Here is a 22543-nt window from a genome sequence, read left to right as displayed (position 1 = left end):
TTATTCCGAAATTTCAATTAACCGCTTAGCTTCATTCCCAAATTCGTCAACAACTGTAATCAAGTGTTGTCCAGATTTTGGTAAAATAGCCATGTCGTGAATGGCTTTAGTACTGCCAATAAAATTGTCATCCAGATACCAAAAAACGGTTGTTTCTGGTTTGGAGTGGGCAATTTTTAAAATAAGCTCATTCGTGTTTCCGTCAAAATCTTTTGGTAAAAAGAACTTGCCCGATTGCTTAGGATAAATAAACTGCATGGTTATAGCTCTTTCAGCCACACAATCACTTCGGTAAGGAGGTAAGGGTTTGTAAAATGGGTTTTTAGACTTATAATAATATTCCATTAAAGGAGGCAACACAAACCACGAGGTGTTTTTAATATTTGCCAACGATTCACAAGAAGTGTTCACTTGATATTGTTCTGAAGTATCCAAGTGCACCAATACATGATAAGGGCAAGGCTTAGTTTTTAAGCCACTCAATTGAATGAATTTCTGTTCAATGTCGCTGCAATTAGGCGATGCCCTATAGCCACTTTTGGAGCAAATGGCTACTTCTTGCATTTCATCAAAAGGCTTACTAAACCAGTCGCTATACGGCAAAATATCAAACACATCAAACAAAATAGGTGCAGCAGTTTGCACACCAACCAATCCTGGACGACCTTCGCCATCAGCATTTCCAACCCAAACTCCAACTACATAATCTTTAGTCACACCAATTGCCCAAGCATCTCGAAAGCCAAAACTTGTTCCTGTTTTCCAAGCTATTTGTTTAGAGGAATCAAAAAATTGCCAGTTTTCGTCACCTTCAGGTCTATTGACCTCTTTCATACTTTCAAACGTGAGGTAAATGGAAGCTGCATCAAAAATGGTTTTTTCATCATTGAGGTTACCAAAATCTATTTCTGCATCTGCTAAAAAAGTAGGCTCTAAAAACTCGTTGGTATAATACTGACTTGAGTTTTCATTAAAATGATTAACTGTTCCGGCCATAGCAGCATAACTTTTGCATAAATCCCAGAGATTGCTTTCGGCACCACCAAGAATTAAGGATAAGCCATAATGGTTGGCATTCTTTTTTATGTCTTTTAATTCTAATTGCTTGAGATAATGGTAGAATCTGTCCAAACCAAACTGCTGAAGCAATCTCACAGAAGGTACATTGAGCGAACGAGCCAAAGCACGTTTGGCAGTAACTGCACCATCAAATTCCTTACTGTAGTTTTGCGGATTGTAACTTCCAAATTGTGTTGGCACATCAGGTACTAGGGTATTTGGTAACAAATCGCCAGCATCTAACATAGCAGCATATAAAAAGGGTTTTAAAATGCTTCCTGTACTTCGTGGTTTGGTAACGACATCTACTGCATTTTGATGTGTTTTATTAGTTGGAGCATTGCCAACATATGACACCACTTTTCGTGTGTTGACATCTAAAACCAAGACCGCAATGTTATGAATTTCGTTTTGACGTAATTGATTGTAATGATTTTTTACAATGGCATTAGTTTGCTCCTGCACGTGTTTTTTGATGGTTGTTTTAATGCGTTTGCCATAATTGCTCTTGGCAACATTTTGCAATAAATGAGGTGCAATTTGCGGTAAAGGATGGGGTTTTTGAGGTAATTCTTCTAGAATCGATAACTCATAAGTTAAGGTGTCAATAACCTCGTTTTTTAATAGTTTTTCAAGAAGCGCATTTCGTTTTTTGAGTAAACGTTCTTGGTTTTTCCCAGGGTAAATTAAACTTGGTGCATTTGGCAACACTGCTAGTGTAGCGCTTTCTGCCCAAGACAAGTCGTTAGCGTTTCTATTAAAATATCTCCATGAGGCTGCGTCAAGTCCAACTACGTTACCACCAAAAGATGCATTACTTGAGTAGTAAGCTAATATCTCGTCTTTTGAATATCTTAATTCTAAACGAGTGGCAAGTATAATTTCTTTGATTTTTTCGAGATAAGTCCTTGATGTTCCTTTTCGAGACAGACGAATGGTTTGTTGCGTGAGTGTGCTTCCGCCTCGTTTCACTTCACCAGAACTTATATTATCTCGTAAGGCTTTGTAAATTGATATTGGATTAAATCCTGGATGTTTGTAAAAATATTCGTCTTCAAATAGAATTAAACAGTCTTTAAACTTCTGCGGAATACTGTCGTTATGAGGAAATCGCCACTGACCATCTTTAGCAATAATAGCACCAAGCAATTCTCCATCACGACTTTCAATAACAGTGGCTGTTGGGTTTGTAAATAGTTGTTTTGGCAAACAGAAATAATAAGCAATCAACAGTATTGTTACAACTGCTGATTTTATTTTGTTACGTTTTATGTAGCTTATTATTTTCAAATTTCAAATTCGTATTCACGCTCCACTTTGCAAATTCTTGTATTATACCAATTGTACCATTGCTCACGTCCTTTTTGCTGTGCTATTAAATGCTCAGTATTTTGTTTCCAAGTTTTTATGGCTTCTAAACTTTCCCAATAACTCACAGTAATACCTACATCTTCTCGTGCACTATCAATACCCAAAAATCCAGATTGGGTTTTGGCTAAATCTTCCATTTTTTGTGCCATCTCACTATAGCCTTCATTGTTTTTAGTTAAAGTGGATGTAAATATTACTGCGTAGTATGGTTTAAAGTTTTGCATAAGACTCTTTTTTTGTTTGACTATTAAGTGGTACTTCAAAGATAATTATCTTCTCTGTTTTATAACCATCAATATCTGTCATTAAAATGCGTAAATATAGTTTGCTTACCACAACTTTTGTAGGATAGTCATTCAAAGAGGCAACATCTTTTATAGCGTCACTCCAAGTTTCACCACACGCATCGTTAACAACCGTTTTTAATTCTTCAATATTTACATCTATAAATCTGCTTGCTTCTTTTTCTGAAATTGACAAAGCTTCAAACTTCTTATTGCTTGAAATGGTTTTTAAAGGCTTCCAGCTAGAGTAGTAATGCTGCCAGTTAATGATATCGCAGTGCGACTTATCATCAGAAATAGCGATGCTGTTTTCATGCTTTTGAAATACTTCAATAGTTCTAAATTCTTGATGATGTTTTACCCTAACTGTTTTGTCTTCTAAAGTTTCATTGTCATTTAGCTTATAGAATAACACGCCATTAAAATCTGGATTAACATCATCTTTTCTGCTTTCTTTTTCTGTGATTCCTTCAATGGTTACAGTGAATTCGTCATATGCTGCTTTAAAGCGTTTTTCTAATGTTTCTTCGGTTAAATAACCATTAAAAACATAGCCTTCTTCAAAAAATTCGTAAGCGTCAATGCCTCTTACTTTTACCCATTCACCAGTAAGTTTTTTACCACCATCCATAACTTCGAGTTTTAAATTGGTGTGTTCGGTAATTTCAATGACTGTTCCATAATCTAACATGCCTACTTTAATGGCACCTTGGCTAGGTCTTTCTCTAACTATTAATCCGTTTTCTGCATTAACGTATTGAATGTCTTGTGCTTCTGCGTAGCCAAATGCTACGAATACTAATATTATACTTATTAATTTTTTCATTTTTTTAAGGTGTTAAAAGTCACTCCGAAAAAGTTCCAGAAATTTTTTTGGCTCTCAGAACCAATTTCAGAATGACCGATTTGTTTATTTAATTACTTCAATCCACTGACCTTTCGTCCTCACGAAATAGTCATTATCATACATCGCTTCGGCTTGTGTTCCTGATAAATAATAGGTTCCTAAATACGAAGCGTTTAATAGCACATTAAAGGTTTTTGTGCTTCCATCTCTCGAGCTTTTATTCAGATTGAAATAGAAATTTACGCGGTCATCTCTAATATCTGTATAATCAGCTTGATTCGTGGCTGCCTCTCCAAATGCAGTAAAACGCGTATTTACTATTTCCCATCCGGAAGGGAAAATTTGGGTGAGTGCCACATCGTTGATTGGTTCATTTTTCTGGTTAGTAACTTGTATGCTTGCAACAAAATCTTGACCTTGTTGTAACTTAGTAATATCTATAGTATTGCCTTGTGAATCTTTATAAGTCAAATAGGCTTTTAATCCTCTTTGCTCTGAAATTTCTTTTCCTAATGGTAATTTTCCAGAAGTCATCACACGAGCATAAATGGTATTATTTTTTGTATTGTTGACCACAATTTGATTATTACCATCGTTGATGTTTAAATCACGTTGTGAAATGGCATTTTTAGTGTCAATAATTTCTTGGTTACCATTATTAAGTTTGAATGTTAGGCTCAAATCTTTGCCACCATTTTCGTTGACCATTTTTGCCATAGCCAATAGACTATATGAAGTAGATTGCGTACTCATCCATTGACTTGATGACAAACGTTTTGCAACTAATTCGGCTAATTCACGAGTTTTGGAGTCTTTTAGGATCACCATTGTTTCCAGTGCCATGGCTCTATTTCTATCAACTGAACCATAGGTGTAATAATCATATTGTACGCTTTCAAATTCTATATTGGCTGTTGTAGTAATGGACTTTGCAGCTTCAGGTTGTCCAGCAAGTGCATAAGCAGCAGCTAAACGCCATTTAGCATCGTTACTTAATTCCGAAAACTCCTTTAATCGGTTCATCGATGCTAAATCTGGTTGTCCAGCTAATGCCAAGGTGTATAACCTGTAGGCTTGAGCGACGTCACTTCTGTAATACTTATAGCTTGGACGCCACGCTTTAGCAGCTTGTTTTTGATATTGTACCCAATTGCTTTTAAAAGTTAATGGTAATACATAACCTTTTTTCTCTGCCTCAATCATAAAATGTCCAGCATACGACGTTCCCCAATCATTCACATCATTTTGTCCACTCCAATAGGATAAACCACCATTTGGTCTTTGAAAATGAGACAATCTTTTAATACCACTTTTTACATTATTTTCTATAGTCTTTTTCTTTTCAAAAGTTAAATCGAAAATATCTGAAAGATATAATTGCGGAAACACACCAGAGGTGGTTTGCTCAACACAACCGTGAGGATAACGAATTAAATATTGCAATCTTCCAGTGAAATCCATTGGAGGTAAGGTTGAAAACTCAACTGAAGCACTATTGGTTCCAATTTCACCAAAGGTTTCAACATCTATAGTTTGAGATGTGTTTCCTTCCAGGACAAAGTCGGTTGCTTTGGTGCTATATGGATTTGGATTCATCACATCTATTTCTACTTGATATGACGATGTTTCACCATGTCCAGAAGCAATCACTTCAACAGTATTAATCCCTTTTGCTTTGCTAACATCCAATTCAAAATACGCCATTTGCTCATCAGGTTTTAAAAAAGTGAGTTGCTGAGTTTTATTACCAACGATTGAAATACCATCACTCAATTTTAAACTGATATTGACATTTTTGATGTTGTTTTCCATAGCAAAAACAGTCACTGGAAGTGTTACTTTTTCACCTGGACTTAATTTGCGAGGTAACGTAGCAAGTACCATTAATGGCTTTTTCACAGGCGTTGTTTTATCTACACTACCATACGCAGCATTTTTAGAATCTCCTGCTACAACCATGGTACGAACAGAGCCAATGTACTTTGGAATCTTTATTTCGTGCGCTTTGGTTTCTCCAGCTTTAAGTTCAAAAGGACCTAAATATTGAACCACTGGTTTAAAGCGATTGGCTTTTTTCTTTTTGCCTTCGGAAGCAGAGCCATCACCACCAATTTCAAACACTTGGTCGATACTTCCTGTATAAGCACCAATCACGTCATCAAAAATATCCCAAGTTTTTACACCAAGTGCTTCACGAGCGTAAAATTCGTCCCAACCATTTGGTGTTTTAAAACGTGTTAAATCCAGTAAGCCTTCATCAACCAACGCCACAGTATAAGTCATTGCTTTGTTGTTTTTTTCGCTGACTTTTACAGTAATATTTTGTTCTGGTCGTAATACGTTTGGCATTGAAATTTGAGGTTCAAGAATGGTATTTTTGTCCTCAACCATAATTGGAATGACACCATACAATCTAATAAGTAAATCATTTTCGGTTACTGCATGAGGTTGCAACAATGAAATATTGATATACACATTTGGTGTCATTTCTTTAGTAATAGGAATGCTTGCAGTGGTTTCACCTTTTTGAGTTTTCACCCATTTTGTACTAAGTACTTCTGTGCCATTTTCAATACTGATTAAAGCAAGACCTTCGGTTCCAGAAGGAAATGTAACTTTAGCTTCTTCACCAATTGTATAGGTTTCTTTATCAGCAGCAAAGACTAACATTTTTGCGGCTTCTTTGTCATTTCCAGAATTGCGTTGCCACCAATTTCTATAGAAATAAGCCACGCGTCCTGTAGCATGACCGCTTTCCTTGTCATACAAACGAATAAGGTAACGACCACTTTCATCATCTGGAATATTTATATTGAAATTAGCTTCGCCTTTCGCATTTGTATTGACTGTACTACTCGTAAAAGGTGTATGATAGCGTGATGATTCATAGGAAGCCAAATCATCATAAGAGGAATTCCACCACCAACGCCATTCAATTTTATAGACTTTTACTTCTAAGTTGTCACGTTTTACCGGTTTTCCTTCAGTATCAACAACTACGATATCGAATGTTTGATTTTCATCTGTATAAAACGAGCCATACGCATTTCCTTTTGGAGAACGCAAACCAACAAACGATTTATAAGGCGCATATTTTTTACTGAAAGCATCAATAGAAAAATCACCTCCATTTTCAAACGCTCTGGTTAAGAATGATACGTTTAACATTCCTGGAGCATTGTTGCCAACGTTCAATTTCTTATTCACATTTGCAATTCCTTCAGCATTTACATTGCCTTCAAAAATGGTAATTTCTTCTGTATTAAATGAACGTGTTGGGTCACTAAACACATACTTAGGATACGTTTCAAAACCAGTAGAGGTCGTGCTAAATTTCGCTTTTATTTCAGTTTTTACGTTTTTGGCAGGTGCACCATGAAGCCAATTCACGCTAAGCTTACTTTGTAGTGGCTTTGTGTTAGAAAGCACCTCGTCTTCAAAATCTATTTTAATTTTTAAACGATTAGGTTTAACGGTTTCAACTTTTAATGTTTTATAAAAGTTTGCACCACCAACGGAAACTTTAGCGTTCCAATTGCCTGTTTTGTCCTCTGTTGAGGTAGGTACAGAAAAGCGATACACATTATTCAATCCATTTTGAGTAATGCTTCTGTAGGCAAGTTTTCCGTTAGCATCAGTTACTTCCATTTTTACTGGATGTCCTTTTGGTAAAGGGTTGGTATTATCGTTTAACATGAACGTTAAGTGCAAGGAATCTCCCGGACGCCAAACACCACGTTCGCCATAAATAAAGCCTTTTAATCCACGTTGTAATGTTTTTCCTGAAACATCAAATTTACTTAGTGATAGCGAGTTCCCTTCGTTGAGTTTTACATAAGTCGTGTTATTTCCTTTTTCAACCAAAGCAAAATAAGCATTGGTATCTGAATCTATAATGGTAAAACCATCAGTATCAGTTGTTTTTGAAGCAAGAGGTTGTTGCTGGAAGTTATATAATGTTACTTTTGCATTCGCTTCAGGATTGGTGTTTAAAATATTGGTGACTGCAAAATGAAATGAATTGTTAGTGCCTCGTTTTACAATTACACCAAGATTTGATGCCATGAGATTGCTTGAAACCATACGCTCTTGATTATAGTATGCATCATGACAAGGATTATCTCGTTCTCTCCAGTTATACGAATAACGCTTATAATTGTAAACAACGTTATCCCAATATTGTTCTTCACGAAGGTCTTCATCTGAGCTTTCTGCTAACCGTTCGTCACTATAATATTCATCTTCATAATAGTCTTCATTTTCAGAGTTAGTTTCATTATTCTCACAATTGTAAAGTGAATAATCTTTGTTAAAACTTAATTCAACACGATATATAGCTCCAGCATCTACCTTGAAATATTCAGATAAGTCAATGCTGTAGGCTTTCCATTTCCCTGTGTTTATAGTTTCATCTTTTATAAGTGGAATGGTTTTCTTTGCAATGCGTCGTCCAACACGTTTAATGCTATAATCGCTGTTACTGCCAATGTTATCGTCTTGTAAAAACTGAAGGATGTTATCCTCGAAAATTTTAATGATACGCACATCAACTGCTTTAAGATTAACCGCTTCAAAATTGAATCTTAAATCTTGTGAATTAGGTAAAATTCCTGCTCCTGTAATAAGTCTAACCTGAGGTTTTATTGCCTCAAAAGAAATAGATTCTGAAAAAGGGATTCTTAGTTTAAAATCGTCTGTATTTCGAATGCCTTGAAACACATCAACTTGAATATTACCAACCACACGTGAATCTGTATAAACCTTTAATACATTGCCATCAACAATATATTTTGGGTTTGTAACGTCTTGTAATGTTACTAAACCATCGAAGTTTTGTTGCTTTTTTAATGGGTCGGAAAAATTAATTGACAAGTATTGCTCAGGTGATTGTTCCACTTTTACATCAACAATTGTGAAGTTATTAATGCCTGGAATGGTAATGGTGCTTTCACCTTTATTATTAGCATTGATGGATTTTCCGTTCCAATTGATGGTTACTTTTGAGTCATCAATATCACGATGAATACTATCTATTTTAAACTCAAATATTCGAGCTGTTTCAATAGATTCATCCCATTTTATTGAAAGATCTTTATTGTTTTGTGAAGCTTCAATAAGTGTTTTAGCATCTTCTAGGTTTACTACATCTGCGAGTTTAATAACACCTTGAATATATTGCCATTCTTTACTATAAGATTGTAATTCGTTGGTAATAACCGAAAAATTTGGTCTTATGGTTTTAAACTGAAACGTATAACTTTCAAAACCCTTCGGCATTGTTTCGTAAATATCTTTAAGATTGACTGTTACTGAGTACTCCGTATCAGGTTGTAGGGAATTTTCAGGGATAAACACAAGCTGATTGCCACTTTTAGAGATGAGTTTTCCAGAAACTTTAGGTGAAATACTTACCACATTTGTTAAAACCTCTTCGTTAGATTTCCACTCATCTACAGCTTTTACAAGATTGATAGTTATTGGGCTTGTAACAGATACCAACCCAGACGTTGTGTAGCTAATATAGTTCTTGAATTTAAAAAGATTATTAGTTTGAGTTTCTTTTTGCTTACATGAAAAAGCAACTATTGTGAGAAGGAAAACGACAAGAGATTTTTTTAGCTGCATAATTGTAAATAGTATTTAATTGAACGAATTTGTTAAAAGAGCGTAAGTAATCTCTTGTTAAATAATTACGGAAGATTTGATGTGTTTAGACTTCCAACGAATGTTAAATAAGTATTAAAATCAAGTATAAGCCAAAATCTTAAACCAATTATTCAACTATAAAAATATAATAAATTAGTATCTTCGCAGCTAAATAAATACAAATTAAAATATTGATTATATGGAAGCAGTTGCTACCAATTTTGGCATACAAGAAGCACTTAAACAACTAGGTGTTAATGATATAAACGAAGGAACTTCAACAGGGTCTAATAATTTTTCGAACGGTGAAATTATTGAATCATATTCACCTGTAGATGGACAACTAATTGGGAAAGTAAAAACGACGACAAGAGCAGATTACGACAAAGTGATGGATGCAGCTACAAAAGCATTTCTGTCTTGGAGAGATGTGCCAGCACCACAACGTGGTGAAATTGTTCGTCAATTTGGAAACAAATTAAGAGACTTGAAAGAACCTCTTGGAAAATTGGTGTCATATGAAATGGGTAAATCTTTGCAAGAAGGTTATGGTGAAGTTCAGGAAATGATTGATATCTGTGATTTTGCAGTAGGTTTGTCTAGGCAATTAAATGGACAAACAATTCCATCAGAACGTCCAGGGCATGTCATGAGAGAACAATGGCATCCAATTGGAGTTGTTGGAATTATTTCAGCATTTAATTTTCCTGTAGCTGTTTGGGCTTGGAATACTGCTTTAGCTTGGATTTGTGGTGATGTTTGTGTGTGGAAAGCTTCTGAAAAAGCACCTTTATGTGCAGTTGCTTGTCAAAACATAATTGCTGGAATTTTAAAAGAAAACAATTTACCTGAAGGTATTTCTTGCATTATCAATGGAGATTATAAAGTAGGTGAATTTTTAACCACAGATACTCGAATTCCTCTAGTGTCTGCAACTGGTTCAACTAGAATGGGACGAATTGTTGGTAAGACAGTTGCCGAACGTTTTGGAAAATCCTTATTAGAGTTAGGTGGGAATAATGCGATTATTATTACACCTACAGCAGATTTAAAAGTGGTAGTTCCTGGTGCTGTTTTTGGAGCAGTTGGAACTTGTGGGCAACGTTGTACAAGTACACGTCGTTTAATTATTCACGAATCTGTTTACGATAAAGTAAGAGATGCTATTGTTGGTGCTTATGGACAATTAACTATTGGTAACCCTTTAGATGAAAAGAATCATATAGGACCATTAATAGACCATGATGCTGTAAATACGTATTTAGCTGCTATTGAAAAAGCAAAAGCTGAAGGCGGAAATGTACTAGTTGAAGGAGGTGTTTTAGAAGGAGAAGGTTACGAAAGCGGTTGTTATGTGAAACCAGCAATTATTGAAGCAGATAATCATTTTGAAATTGTACAGCATGAAACATTTGCTCCTATTTTATATTTAATGAAATATTCTGGTGATGTAGAAAATGCTATTGAAAAACAAAACGGGGTTGCTCAAGGATTATCTTCTGCAATTATGACGAATGAAATGAAAGAAGCTGAGAAGTTTTTATCATATGCTGGCTCAGATTGTGGTATAGCAAACGTCAATATTGGTACTTCTGGTGCTGAGATTGGAGGCGCTTTTGGTGGTGAAAAAGAAACAGGTGGTGGACGTGAGTCTGGGTCTGATGCATGGAAAGTGTACATGAGAAGACAAACAAATACTATTAATTATTCTGATGAATTACCTTTAGCACAAGGGATAAAGTTTGACCTTTAAAAGTATTTATATATAGTAAAAGCCACATCGAATGATGTGGCTTTTTGTTTCTAATTGTACTTGATTTTTCTTAAAATTCGAATAGCCTCTTTATAAAGTTGATAAACCTCATCACTATGCTTTTTTAAATGCGATTTTGCTTCTTCTAGTTTATCAATCGCATCTTCAAATCCATTGAAATAACAAATTAAATAGGTCACAGGAAGATTTTTTAAATCCAATTCTTGCTGTTTATTAAGCGATGTTCCAAGTTGAATGTTTTTTAAAAGGGCATTGTTAGAATTATAAATATGATGCAATACTTTTTTATCATATTGTGGAGGCTCGAAAAGTAATTGCGTGTCAATGGTATAATTAGCACTTTCACCAAAACTGATAATAGTTTTTTCAAGCTGAAAATATTTATTAGTCCCTTGCAATCCTAAGTTGACATATTCAATTATTTTAAAGGAATGGTTGTCATATTCAATAGATACTTCATCAAGAGTTGAAAAAAACAATCGAACTTGCTCGTTTATCAATTCAATATCAACTCTTGAGTAAAACACTTCGTTTTTCACCTCTTTTCTTTGTCCAGCCCAACACATGACAAAGTACTCTTTGAATACTTTGTACTTGGGATTGTAATCTTTTCGTTTTTGCAGAAAGTCAAACACACCATCTAGAGTGTGTTCAATATTATTCTGAGCATGATTTTCTATAGCAGCAACAATCTCAGAATTAACATCTTTAATTTCTATGTCAAACACTTTTGGCATACTCATGCTGCCATCTCTAAAAAAGACTGAGCCACCATAATACTTCCAGATGTTTTTTCGTAATGAGGTAATTTCGTTAATAGGTCTAATGGTTACTAAGCCTACCACTTTGTCATCTGGTAAATGTGGAAACGGAATGTTTTCGTACTGTACAATTGGAGGATTTGATAGATACGCATTGATGAGATTTTGAATTTTACTATCATCAAAAAAATCGACTCCTACAATGTTATTATCCTCATCTTCAACCCCAATAACGATGTACGAATTATTTTTAGGATTGCTATTGGAAAGTGCACATATATGTTTTAAAAATTTTGCTTTCCCTTCTCGTTCACTAATATTAATTTTTCGTTTTTTATCATAAAAACTATTCTCATCGTTGTGAGCTAATAGGTTTTTAATAAGCAAGCGTTTGTTAATCATGTTTACTTCTCTCAAAAGAGGAAATGTTGTTAATTAAACTCTTTTTTAACAGTCACACTATTAGCTTGGGCAGTTGGAAATACTAACAAATCGGCAATATTAACATGAGAAGGCCTCGTAATTGCAAAATAAATGATGTCTGCAATATCTTCAGGCTGTAACGCCTTGTAGCCTTTGTAAACATTGTTGGCAACAGCGTCACCTTTAAAACGAACTTGCGAAAACTCGGTTTCAACCAATCCAGGATTAATAGCTGTTACTTTAATATTAAACGGATTAAGATCAATTCGCATCCCATCTGTAATAGCAATAACAGCATGCTTACTAGCACAATACACATTTCCTTTTGGGTAGACTTCTTTTCCAGCAGAGGAGCCAATGTTTATAATATGTCCAGATTGCCGTTCGGTCATTTGTGGAATTACAGCTTTGCTAACGTACAATAACCCTTTTACATTAATGTCCATCATAGCATCCCAATCATCAGTATCTCCAGTTTGAATTGGGTCTAGTCCATGAGCATTTCCTGCATTGTTAATTAGAATGTCTATATGTTTAAAAGCTTCTGGAAGCGAAGCGATAGCATTGAAAACTTCAGTTTTATTTCTAACATCAAAATTTAAAGTGATGACTTCGGTTTGTTTTGATAGTGCACTTTGTATGGTATCTAAGCGCTCTTGTCGTCTTCCACATAAAATTAATCGAATGCCATATTTAGCAAATTCATGAGCTGTTGCTCTACCTATACCACTTGTTGCTCCAGTTATTAAAGCAGTTTTGTTTTGAATCATTAGTACGCTTTTTAATTTATAGTCAGTTAATGGCTGTTTTCTGTAATTCGTATAGAAAAATACCTATTACTTTAAAATTATTGTATCATTGGTTACTATTTAGTTTACAATAATATTGTTTTAAAGTAAGATTATAAAAACATCCAAAGGTTAAAGTTATTCGTAATTATTGTATAACCCAAAAACTTAAATATGAAAAGAATGAAATATCTTAAATCAACAACTATTTTACTTTTAATTTTAATGTCTTTTAGTTGTAATAAAGATACTGTTTCCTCAAATAATGGAACTTCAAGTATTTCAGTAAGGTTAATGGATGACCCTGCTGATTTTGATAATGTATTTATTGAGGTAGTTGATGTTGAGGTAAAATTAAATGATGATAGTGATAATGAAAACGGATGGCAAAGCTTAAATGCTATAAATACTGGAGTTTATGATCTTTTAGATCTTACTGGAGGAATCAATGTATTGTTAGTTGACGATTTTCAAATCCCATCAGGGGAATTAAATCAAATTAGGCTGGTTCTAGGTAGTAATAATTCAGTTGTTATGGATGGCGTATCATTTTCATTAAATACACCAAGTGCACAACAAAGCGGATTAAAAATTAAAGTAAATGAAACCCTTGAAGCAAACATTGCATATACTTTTTTACTTGATTTTATGGTTGAAGAGTCCATCGTAATTGCAGGAAATTCAGGAAATATAAATCTGAAACCAGTTATTAGAGCTTCGCTAGAAGCAAATACTGGAGCAATTTCAGGGCAGGTTTTACCAATAGGTATTCAAGTAGAGGTTTCAACGGTAGTTGGAGCGGAAATTGTGTCAACCTTTACAGATGAAGATGGAAATTTTGTGTTGGTAGGTTTGGATGAAGGAACCTATGACTTAACAATTACCCCTGAAGTATCCTCAGGTTTAAGTCCTTTAATTATTGAAGATGTTGAAGTAACAGTTGGAAACACAACGACCATTGAAACAGCTAACCTTGAATAGGGAATTAAGAAAGAATTGATTTATAAGAGCATTGCACTAAGCAATGCTCTTTTTTTTAACCAATTATTAACAGCAATACACGAAATATTTTAACAATTTGCGGTGTTGAAAAATGCGAGTTATATTCACGCATCCAAAAAATAACAAAATGATAGAAGATACAGGGACAATTGACATTAAAACGATTAATGAAAAAATAGAAAAAGAGAGTGCTTTTGTTGATTTGCTGACATTGGAAATGAACAAGGTTATTGTGGGTCAAAAGCATATGGTTGAACGTTTGCTTATTGGTTTACTCGGACAAGGACATATATTGCTAGAAGGAGTTCCTGGTTTGGCAAAAACATTAGCTATTAACACCTTGTCGCAAGCTGTTGATGGTAGTTTTAGTAGAATACAATTTACACCAGATTTATTGCCGGCTGATGTTGTTGGAACATTAATATACAACATAAAAGAAAACGATTTTTCTATTAAAAAAGGACCAATTTTTGCCAATTTTGTTTTAGCTGATGAGATTAACAGAGCGCCAGCCAAAGTGCAATCGGCTTTATTAGAAGCCATGCAGGAAAAGCAAGTAACTATTGGTGACGAAACGTTTATTTTAGACAAACCATTTTTGGTAATGGCAACTCAAAACCCTGTAGAACAAGAAGGAACTTACCCTTTACCTGAAGCACAGGTGGATCGTTTTATGCTTAAAACGGTTATTGATTATCCTAAAATGGATGAAGAACAACTTATTGTTCGTGCCAATTTAAAAGGAGGCTTTGAAAAGGTGAATCCAGTAGTGTCTGTTAAACAAATTCTTAATGCTCAAAAGGCAGTAAGGGAAGTTTACATGGACGAAAAAATAGAAAAATATATTTTGGATATTGTGTTTGCAACACGTTACCCTGAGAAATATAAACTAGCCGATTTAAAACCACTTATTTCATTTGGAGCATCTCCACGTGGAAGTATTAACCTAGCAAATGCTGCAAAATGTTATGCGTTTATTAAGCGTAGAGGCTATGTAATCCCTGAGGATGTTCGCGCTGTAGTACATGATGTATTGCGCCACAGAATAGGCATTACTTACGAAGCCGAGGCAGAAAATGTGACTTCAGAAGACATCATTAATAAAATTGTTAACGAGATTGAAGTGCCATAATAGTTCACAGTATTCAGTCACAGTACACAGTTAAATGTGTAAGTGCTACTGAATAACACCTACTGAAAACTGAAACTGCAAACTGTTAACTGCAAAATGGATACTAAAGAGTTACTAAAAAAAGTTCGAAAAATTGAGATTAAGACACGTCGTTTGTCTGATCATATTTTTGGAGGAGAATACCATTCTACCTTCAAAGGACGAGGTATGACCTTTAGTGAAGTGCGTCAATATCAATACGGAGATGATGTACGTAATATAGATTGGAACGTAACTGCACGAACCAATGAACCTCATATTAAAGTTTTTGAAGAAGAAAGAGAACTTACTATGATGTTGATGGTTGATATTTCAGGATCTGAATTGTTTGGAACAGTTAACCAGTTTAAAAATGAGATTGTCACAGAAATAGCAGCAACATTGGCTTTTTCTGCAACTCAAAATAATGATAAAATTGGGCTTATTTTATTTTCGGATGAAGTCGAGCTATATATTCCACCTAAAAAAGGGCGGTCTCATGTGCTACGTATTATTCGAGAATTAATTGAGTTTCATCCAAAAAGTAAAAACACAAATGTTGCTGAAGCTTTGAAGTTTTTGTCGAATGTGATGAAGAAGAAAGCGATTGTTTTTGTGTTAAGTGACTTTATTGCAGATGACTATAACCACACACTAAAAATTGCTGCAAGAAAACACGACGTTACAGGAATTAGAATCTACGATAAACATGAAGAAACTATTCCAAACCTAGGAATGGTGCAGATGCAAGACGAAGAAACAGGAGAGTTAATGTTAGTAAATACCGCCTCGAAAAGTGTGCGAATCAATTACGGTAAATTTTATAACGAGAAGGTAAACTACTATAAAGATAGCTTCAACAAAGCAGGTGCAGGAGTAATTGATTGTCGTGTTGATGAAAGCTATGTAAAAAAACTATTAGGTTATTTCAAGAGAAGAGGATAAAAGAGTGATGAATTATAAATTAGAAAATATAGATTTAAAAGCAAAAAAGTATAGAACAGTTGTTCTGTCTTTTTGCTTTGCACTATTTTCAATCGCCTCATTTGCACAAAAAATATCTTCATCAATAGATTCTACATCTATAAAAATTGGACAAGAATTAATTTATAGTATTGAAGTTGAAGTAGATACCTCAAGTCTGGTGGTTTTTCCTGAAGGACAAACATTTCTACCTTTAGAAATGATAGAATCCTATAAAGTCGATGCTACAAAGCTAGGAGATCGTTTTAAATTAATTAAGAAATATGGACTTACACAGTTTGATTCTGGAACATATACCATCCCTAGGCAAAAGATATTAATAGGAGATTATGAGGCCTTTACAGATTCATTAAAAGTTGAGGTAAGAACTATTGAAGTAGATACAACACAGCAACCTTTATATAGTATAAAACCAATTATTGAAGTAGATAAAAGCCCAAGTAATTGGTGGCTATATTTTCTTATTATAATAGTGTCCTTAGCATTAGTGGCGTTTTTATTGTATTGGTTTATTTGGCGACAAAAGCCATTGACCGAAGAAGAAAAAGTCGCATTATTACCTCCTTATGAACGTGCAAAATTAGCATTAGTAGAGCTGGATAAATCAGGATATTTGCAAAACGATGAAATCAAAGAATATTATTCTGAACTAACAGGTATTATAAGAAAATATCTTGACGAAAAAGTATATGACCACGCTTTAGAAAGCACTACCGAAGAATTAATAAATAGGTTGAATTTATTACGAGATGGCAATCAAATAGACCTTAGTAAAGAAGACATCGATAATATTGACACTATTTTACGACGTGCCGATTTGGTAAAATTTGCAAAATCCAAACCAGATAAAGAGCTGGCAATAATGGATAGGAATACCATTGATATGGAGATTGATCAAGTAAAAGAAGCACTTCCAGAACCAACCGAAGAAGAACTTCTAGCCGATTTGAAATATCAAGAAGAACTAGAAGAAAAGAGAAGAAAAAGAAAAGTAGTTATTACGGTTGTAGCTTCAATTATACTATTGGTTGCTACTTATATTGGCTTTGGAATGTATTTTGGGTTCAAATACGTTAAAGACACTATTCTTGGGGATTCTAGCTTAGAACTTTTGGAAGAAAAGGATTGGGTGACAAGTGAATATGGAGCTCCAGGGGTTATTATAACGACACCTAAAGTGCTAGAGCGAAAATCTACCGAACTGCCAGAACATCTAAAAAATCAAGTGCAAGTGGCGACTTTTGGTTATGGTAATGCAAGCACTAATTTTGATATTGCAGTTATTTCAACAAAAATGGCTTCAACTGAGCCTCCTGGAGGACATGATCAAGAAGAAACTAAAGAAGACGAGAATAAAATAGACCTCATACAAGTTGCCGAAGCGCACCTTAAAAACTTTGAGAGTAGAGGCACCAAAAACATTATCACTAAAAGTGAACAATTTATCACACCAAATGGTCAAGAAGGTTTAAAAACTTATGGAACAGCTGATTTTGTTACCGAAAACGGGAACGAAGAAAGAGGTAATTATGTCATTCTTGGCTTTACAACTCAAAACTTATTACAAGAGGTAATTTTAGTTTGGAAAGATGATGATGTATATGCCGACCAAATTATGGAACGCATATTAGATTCTATAGAACTAATTAAATTAGAAGAAGACGAAGAATAATGTTAGAAGGAATAGACTTTTTAAATAAACAGATGTTTTGGGTATTCTTAGCAATACCTTTAGCTATTCTATGGTATGCTTTTAAGTATAAAAAACAAACCGCTGAGTTTAAAATTTCTAGTATCAAAGGGTTTAAAACAGGAAGTTCAATATTGCCAAAATTTAGACATATTTTATTCTTTTTACGTTTAGTTGCTTTAGGATTATTAATTACAGCTTTAGCAAGGCCACAAACAGTAGATGTATCTACAAAAACAAAGACAACACGAGGTATAGATATAGTGATGGCAATAGATGTTTCGGCAAGTATGTTGGCAAAAGATTTAAAACCAAACCGATTAGAAGCTTTAAAAAATGTGGCTGCCGAATTTATTAATGGAAGACCAAACGACAGAATTGGACTCGTTGAATATGCAGGAGAGAGCTATACAAAAACACCAATTACAAGCGATAAATCTATCGTTTTACGCTCTTTAAGAGACATTAAATACAATACCATTATTGATGGAGGAACAGCCATTGGAATGGGGTTGGCAACTGCAGTTAATAGAATTAAAGATAGTAAGGCAAAAAGCAAAATCATCATTTTATTAACAGATGGTGTAAACAATGCAGGATTTATTGACCCAAACACTGCAAGTGAGTTAGCGCTAGAATATGGTATAAAAACGTATACCATTGGGTTAGGAACAAACGGGATGGCATTGTCACCAATTGCTCAAAGTCAAACAACTGGCCAGTTTCAATATGGCAGAATTCAAGTAGAAATTGATGAAGAACTGTTAAAAGGAATAGCAGATGTTACAGGTGGAAAATATTTTAGAGCAACCGATAATAGAAAATTAAAAGAAATCTATAAAGAGATTGATAAATTAGAAAAAACAGATGTCGAAGAGTTTAAATTCTATAATTACGAAGAAAAATACCGTCCATTGGTGTTATTTGCAGGCATACTATTACTAATAGAGTTACTATTACGATTTACAATTTTTAGAAGTTTTGTATAAAATAGAATAAAGAAAAAAGAATTAAGAACAAAGACAAAAGCTAATGTACTAGTCAGTAACTCAATACTGTTACTGCAAACTGAATACTGAAAAGAATGTTTCAATTAGAAGAAAAAATATGGTTTTGGTTACTGCTAATTATCCCTGTGATAGTTGTTCTCTTTTTGGTGCTTCAAATTTGGAAACGACATGTGCAAAAAAAGTTCGCAAATGACCATTTGTTAAAACGCTTAAGCCCAAATAGGTCGATTTTTAAATCAGTACTAAAACTAATTGTATTGTGTTTAGCCTTTACGTGCTTAACCATTGCCATGGTAAATCCAAAAATTGGAACGAAACTAGAAACCATTAAGCGCCAAGGCGTAGATATTGTTTTTGCAGTAGATGTTTCTAAAAGTATGTTAGCTGAAGATATTGCTCCAAACAGGCTCGAAAAGTCTAAGCAATTAGTTACTCAAATCATCAATAATCTTGCAAGTGACAGAATAGGCATTATTGCATATGCTGGAAAAGCATTTCCGCAACTACCAATCACAACCGATTATGCTTCGGCTAAAATGTTTTTACAAAGCATGAATACAGATATGTTGTCTTCACAAGGAACAGCAATCGATGAAGCTATTCAATTAGCAAAAACATATTATGATGACGAGGAACAGACAAACAGAGTGCTTATCATTATTTCTGATGGTGAAGATCACAGCAATATTGCTTCATCAATAGCCGAGGAAGCAAGCGAAGAAGGTATTAAAATATTTACCATCGGCGTTGGCGAAACAAAAGGAGCTCCAATACCAATTAAGCGAAATGGCATTGTTCTTAATTATAAAAAAGACAATCAAGGAGAAACCGTTATAACCAAGTTAAACGAAGACACATTAATTGATATCGCTAAAGAGGCTAACGGACAATATATTAATGGCAACAATACAGCCGAAGTGGTTGAAACTATCCGAGATATTTTAAATAACATGGATAAAAAAGAGTTTGAAGCCAAAGAATTTGCAGAGTATAAAGACCAGTTTCAATGGTTTTTAGGCTTAGGCATTTTCTTTTTATTGATAGATATATTTTTACTGGAACGCAAAACAGCATGGTTAAACCGTTTAAATTTATTTAACGAAAACTTATGATTTTTTCACATAAAAAAGTAGTATTATTCGGTAAGTTTCATAAAGTAATGAAAGGAAAATTTAATATGAAGTATGTATTAGTTTTTTTATTAACGTTATTAGTTTCTAATGTCTTTGCACAAGAGAAGGATAAAGCTTTGCAAAAATCTAACGATTTAATATACCAAGGAAACACCTTAATTGAGGATGATTTTATTTCTGCAGAAAAAGAATACAGAAAAGCCATTTCTAAAAAGCCAAGCAATGCCGTAGGTGCTTACAATTTAGGAAATGCCTACTACGAAACTAAAAATTTTGATGAAGCCTTATTAAGGCATATTGAGGCTGCTAATATTGCTAAAACCAAAGAAGAAAAGCATAGAGCTTTTCACAATATTGGTAATACCTTAATGGAGCAAAAAAAATGTAAAGAAGCTGTTGAAGCATATAAAAATGCTTTAAGAAATAATCCAAGTGATGAAGAGTCTAGGTATAATTTTGTAGTCGCCAAGGAATGTGCCGAAGAGCAGCAACAAAACGAAGACGAAAACAAGGACAAAGATAAGAAAGACGAAGAAGAGGAGGACGAAAAGAAAGAGGATGAAGAAAAAAAGGATGATGGTGAGAAAGAAGATGAAAATAAAGATGAAGGTGACGAAGATAAAAAAGATGGAGACGATAAAAAGGATGATGAAGGAAAACCTAAAGATGATGAAGACGAAAAGAAAGATGGCGACCCTAAAAACAAGAGAGAGAAACCACAGCCGCAACAAGGGAAACTCTCACCTCAACAAGTTAAAAATTTGCTAGAAGCCATGAATAATGAAGAGAAAAAGGTACAGCAAAAGATAAATGCTAAAAAAGCCAAAGGAAAGAAAGTAAAGGCCGAAAAAGATTGGTAAAAATGAAATGGAAGCTCCATATAGTAGCATTCTTAATTACCTGTTTTGCTTCAGCTCAAGTCACTTTTGAAGCTAAGGTTAGTAAGAAAAAATTAGGTGTAAACGAGCGTTTACGCATTGATTTTGTAATGAATAAAGATGGCGATAACTTTACACCACCTAGTTTTGAAAACTTTACAATTGTTGGAGGCCCAAGTCAAACAATAAGCACGCAATGGCTTAATGGCGTTAAAAAATCTTCTAAAACGTTCAGTTATTTTTTGGCACCTAAAAAAAGAGGAAAATTTACCATTGCCCAATCTACCATTGAAATTGATGGGGAAATTTATAAAACAGTCCCAGTAACCATAGAAGTGACTGCTGCAATCGATAAGCCTAAAGACCCTAATGACCCTAATTACATTGCTTCACAAAGTATACATTTAGTCGCCGAAGTCTCTAAAACAAATCCTTATTTAAATGAAGCTATTACGGTTGTATATAAGCTATACATATCGCCAAACACAGGTGTGGAAACATGGCGGGAAGTTGACAACCCTAGATATACCGATTTTTGGAGCCAAAATATTAATGTAAAAGAATTAAAGCTAGTTCCAAGCAAATATAATGGCGAAGATTATAGGTATGTAGTGTTAAGGAAAACAGTATTGTACCCACAAAAAACGGGTAAGCTAAACATTGAACCATTAACTTTAGACGTTAAAGTGCAAGTACCAACAAATAGACGTGATATTTTTGGTAGTAGGTTAGTGAAAATGGTAAACCGTACAGTTGCAGCTGGTAGTAGAACAATTAATGTGAAACCATTACCAGAAGCGGGAAAACCACTGGATTTTTCGGGAGCAGTTGGTAGCTTCGATTTTGAAGTGTCTACAAACAAGAGCGAGTTAAAGGCAACAGAAGCATTACAAGCTACTGTAAAAGTCTCTGGAAAAGGGAACTTAAAATTATTTGAGCTTCCTAAATTAACATTACCAAGCTCATTGGAAGTGTATGAACCAGAACACAGCGAAAAAGTATCTACAAACTTAACTGGAATGCAAGGTCAAATAACCGATAATTATACCATTGTACCATCCTTCCAAGGAAAATACCCAGTACCAAGTGTGTCTTTTTCATATTTTGATTTAAAGACAAAAAGCTATAAAACAATTACATCTAAGGAGATTGTTATAAATGTCAATGAAGGTCCAATTAATAATATCGAAAACAATACATCGACTTTAACAAAACAACCAATTACACAATCTGGTGGGCAATTCTTGTCGTTTAAGACAACTACCAATTTTACTCCTATAGAATCTTCATATTTCTTTAAATCTAAATTATTTTGGACATTGTTATTAGTTCCTTTTTTAGCAATACCATTAGCTATTTTCTTAAGGCACAAAAAAGAAGAAAGAGATAGCGATGTTGTTGGAAATAAAGTTCGAACCGCAAATAAATTAGCAAAAAAGTATTTAGGAGAAGCAAAAAAGACACTTGGAAATAAAGAGGCTTTTTATAATGCCATGGAACGTGCTCTACACAATTATTTAAAATCTAAACTTCATATAGAAACGAGTGATTTTAGTAAGGATAAAATAGAAGAATTATTAACAAACAAATCGGTTAATAACAGTGTTGTAATTGAGTTTATTGATTTGCTAAAAAGTTGTGAATTGGCAAGATATACACCTTTCTCTAATGTAGAAATGCAACAAGATTATAGTAAAGCAGCAAGGGTAATATCTATTATTGACAAACAAATTAAACGATAGT

15 protein-coding genes are annotated in these 22543 nt (G+C 34.2%); 9 read left to right on the top strand and 6 right to left on the bottom strand.

The features are described from left to right. From pbpC to HB672_RS02505, 4 genes are all read right to left on the bottom strand, one after another. Positions 1-2349 carry a penicillin-binding protein 1C gene (gene pbpC / locus HB672_RS02520; protein WP_167607210.1) on the bottom strand — a complete coding sequence of 783 codons (2349 nt, stop codon included), beginning with the start codon at positions 2347-2349 and terminating at the stop codon, positions 1-3. Continuing rightward, complete coding sequence (locus tag HB672_RS02515; RefSeq protein WP_167607207.1) at positions 2346-2654, bottom strand: antibiotic biosynthesis monooxygenase; 309 nt, start codon at positions 2652-2654, stop codon at positions 2346-2348. The genes pbpC and HB672_RS02515 overlap by 4 nt, the downstream gene beginning before the upstream one ends. Continuing rightward, a complete protein-coding gene (locus HB672_RS02510; protein WP_167607205.1) occupies positions 2641-3540 on the bottom strand; it encodes an SH3 domain-containing protein in 900 nt (299 codons plus the stop codon). The genes HB672_RS02515 and HB672_RS02510 overlap by 14 nt, the downstream gene beginning before the upstream one ends. Positions 3541-3624: 84 nt before the next feature. Beyond that, a complete protein-coding gene (locus tag HB672_RS02505) occupies positions 3625-9186 on the bottom strand; it encodes an Ig-like domain-containing alpha-2-macroglobulin family protein (protein ID WP_167607202.1) in 5562 nt (1853 codons plus the stop codon). A gap of 220 nt (positions 9187-9406) precedes the next feature. Between HB672_RS02505 and HB672_RS02500 the strand changes: the two genes are divergently transcribed. Further along, positions 9407-10960, top strand: coding sequence for an aldehyde dehydrogenase family protein (locus HB672_RS02500; RefSeq protein ID WP_167607199.1), 1554 nt, complete (start codon positions 9407-9409; stop codon positions 10958-10960). A gap of 50 nt (positions 10961-11010) precedes the next feature. Here HB672_RS02500 and HB672_RS02495 read toward each other — a convergent pair whose 3' ends face one another. Together HB672_RS02495 and HB672_RS02490 are read right to left on the bottom strand one after the other, a co-directional pair. Continuing rightward, positions 11011-12144 carry an ATP-binding protein gene (locus HB672_RS02495; protein ID WP_167610222.1) on the bottom strand — a complete coding sequence of 378 codons (1134 nt, stop codon included), beginning with the start codon at positions 12142-12144 and terminating at the stop codon, positions 11011-11013. Between the two features lie 29 nt (positions 12145-12173). Further along, positions 12174-12935 (bottom strand): SDR family NAD(P)-dependent oxidoreductase, encoded by a 762-nt coding sequence (locus HB672_RS02490; protein WP_167607196.1) that lies wholly within the window; start codon positions 12933-12935, stop codon positions 12174-12176. Between the two features lie 201 nt (positions 12936-13136). Here HB672_RS02490 and HB672_RS02485 point away from each other — a divergent pair, with 201 nt between their 5' ends. From HB672_RS02485 to HB672_RS02450, 8 genes are all read left to right on the top strand, one after another. Next, positions 13137-13934, top strand: a complete 798-nt coding sequence (locus HB672_RS02485; RefSeq protein WP_167607193.1) for a DUF4382 domain-containing protein — start codon at positions 13137-13139, stop codon at positions 13932-13934. A gap of 148 nt (positions 13935-14082) precedes the next feature. Continuing rightward, positions 14083-15087 carry a MoxR family ATPase gene (locus tag HB672_RS02480; protein WP_208864173.1) on the top strand — a complete coding sequence of 335 codons (1005 nt, stop codon included), beginning with the start codon at positions 14083-14085 and terminating at the stop codon, positions 15085-15087. 96 nt (positions 15088-15183) lie between these two features. After that, positions 15184-16050 carry a DUF58 domain-containing protein gene (locus HB672_RS02475; protein ID WP_167607190.1) on the top strand — a complete coding sequence of 289 codons (867 nt, stop codon included), beginning with the start codon at positions 15184-15186 and terminating at the stop codon, positions 16048-16050. A 7-nt stretch (positions 16051-16057) separates the two neighbouring features. Then, positions 16058-17761 carry a hypothetical protein gene (locus tag HB672_RS02470; RefSeq protein WP_167607186.1) on the top strand — a complete coding sequence of 568 codons (1704 nt, stop codon included), beginning with the start codon at positions 16058-16060 and terminating at the stop codon, positions 17759-17761. Continuing rightward, positions 17761-18768, top strand: coding sequence for a VWA domain-containing protein (locus tag HB672_RS02465; RefSeq protein ID WP_167607182.1), 1008 nt, complete (start codon positions 17761-17763; stop codon positions 18766-18768). The genes HB672_RS02470 and HB672_RS02465 overlap by 1 nt, the downstream gene beginning before the upstream one ends. A gap of 95 nt (positions 18769-18863) precedes the next feature. Next, complete coding sequence (locus tag HB672_RS02460; protein ID WP_167607178.1) at positions 18864-19901, top strand: VWA domain-containing protein; 1038 nt, start codon at positions 18864-18866, stop codon at positions 19899-19901. Next, positions 19898-20782 carry a tetratricopeptide repeat protein gene (locus tag HB672_RS02455; RefSeq protein WP_348272537.1) on the top strand — a complete coding sequence of 295 codons (885 nt, stop codon included), beginning with the start codon at positions 19898-19900 and terminating at the stop codon, positions 20780-20782. The genes HB672_RS02460 and HB672_RS02455 overlap by 4 nt, the downstream gene beginning before the upstream one ends. A 2-nt stretch (positions 20783-20784) precedes the next feature. After that, positions 20785-22542, top strand: coding sequence for a BatD family protein (locus HB672_RS02450; protein ID WP_167607173.1), 1758 nt, complete (start codon positions 20785-20787; stop codon positions 22540-22542). Position 22543: the final 1 nt, after the last annotated feature.

The sequence above is a fragment of the Gaetbulibacter sp. S0825 genome (genome assembly GCF_011777505.1).
GTDB lineage: Bacteria > Bacteroidota > Bacteroidia > Flavobacteriales > Flavobacteriaceae > Pontimicrobium.
This window is presented reverse-complemented; position numbering and strand designations above follow the sequence as displayed.

What these genes read in the sequence shown, in the direction of transcription:
- HB672_RS02455 (WP_348272537.1), top strand. Translation starts at nt 19,898, where the DNA reads ATGATTTTTTCACATAAAAAAGTAGTATTATTCGGTAAGTTTCATAAA.
- HB672_RS02510 (WP_167607205.1), bottom strand. Translation starts at nt 3,540, where the DNA reads ATGAAAAAATTAATAAGTATAATATTAGTATTCGTAGCATTTGGCTAC.
- HB672_RS02480 (WP_208864173.1), top strand. Translation starts at nt 14,083, where the DNA reads ATGATAGAAGATACAGGGACAATTGACATTAAAACGATTAATGAAAAA.
- HB672_RS02505 (WP_167607202.1), bottom strand. Translation starts at nt 9,186, where the DNA reads ATGCAGCTAAAAAAATCTCTTGTCGTTTTCCTTCTCACAATAGTTGCT.
- HB672_RS02515 (WP_167607207.1), bottom strand. Translation starts at nt 2,654, where the DNA reads ATGCAAAACTTTAAACCATACTACGCAGTAATATTTACATCCACTTTA.
- HB672_RS02450 (WP_167607173.1), top strand. Translation starts at nt 20,785, where the DNA reads ATGAAATGGAAGCTCCATATAGTAGCATTCTTAATTACCTGTTTTGCT.
- HB672_RS02500 (WP_167607199.1), top strand. Translation starts at nt 9,407, where the DNA reads ATGGAAGCAGTTGCTACCAATTTTGGCATACAAGAAGCACTTAAACAA.
- HB672_RS02485 (WP_167607193.1), top strand. Translation starts at nt 13,137, where the DNA reads ATGAAATATCTTAAATCAACAACTATTTTACTTTTAATTTTAATGTCT.
- HB672_RS02475 (WP_167607190.1), top strand. Translation starts at nt 15,184, where the DNA reads ATGGATACTAAAGAGTTACTAAAAAAAGTTCGAAAAATTGAGATTAAG.
- HB672_RS02470 (WP_167607186.1), top strand. Translation starts at nt 16,058, where the DNA reads ATGAATTATAAATTAGAAAATATAGATTTAAAAGCAAAAAAGTATAGA.
- HB672_RS02465 (WP_167607182.1), top strand. Translation starts at nt 17,761, where the DNA reads ATGTTAGAAGGAATAGACTTTTTAAATAAACAGATGTTTTGGGTATTC.
- HB672_RS02490 (WP_167607196.1), bottom strand. Translation starts at nt 12,935, where the DNA reads ATGATTCAAAACAAAACTGCTTTAATAACTGGAGCAACAAGTGGTATA.
- HB672_RS02460 (WP_167607178.1), top strand. Translation starts at nt 18,864, where the DNA reads ATGTTTCAATTAGAAGAAAAAATATGGTTTTGGTTACTGCTAATTATC.
- HB672_RS02495 (WP_167610222.1), bottom strand. Translation starts at nt 12,144, where the DNA reads ATGATTAACAAACGCTTGCTTATTAAAAACCTATTAGCTCACAACGAT.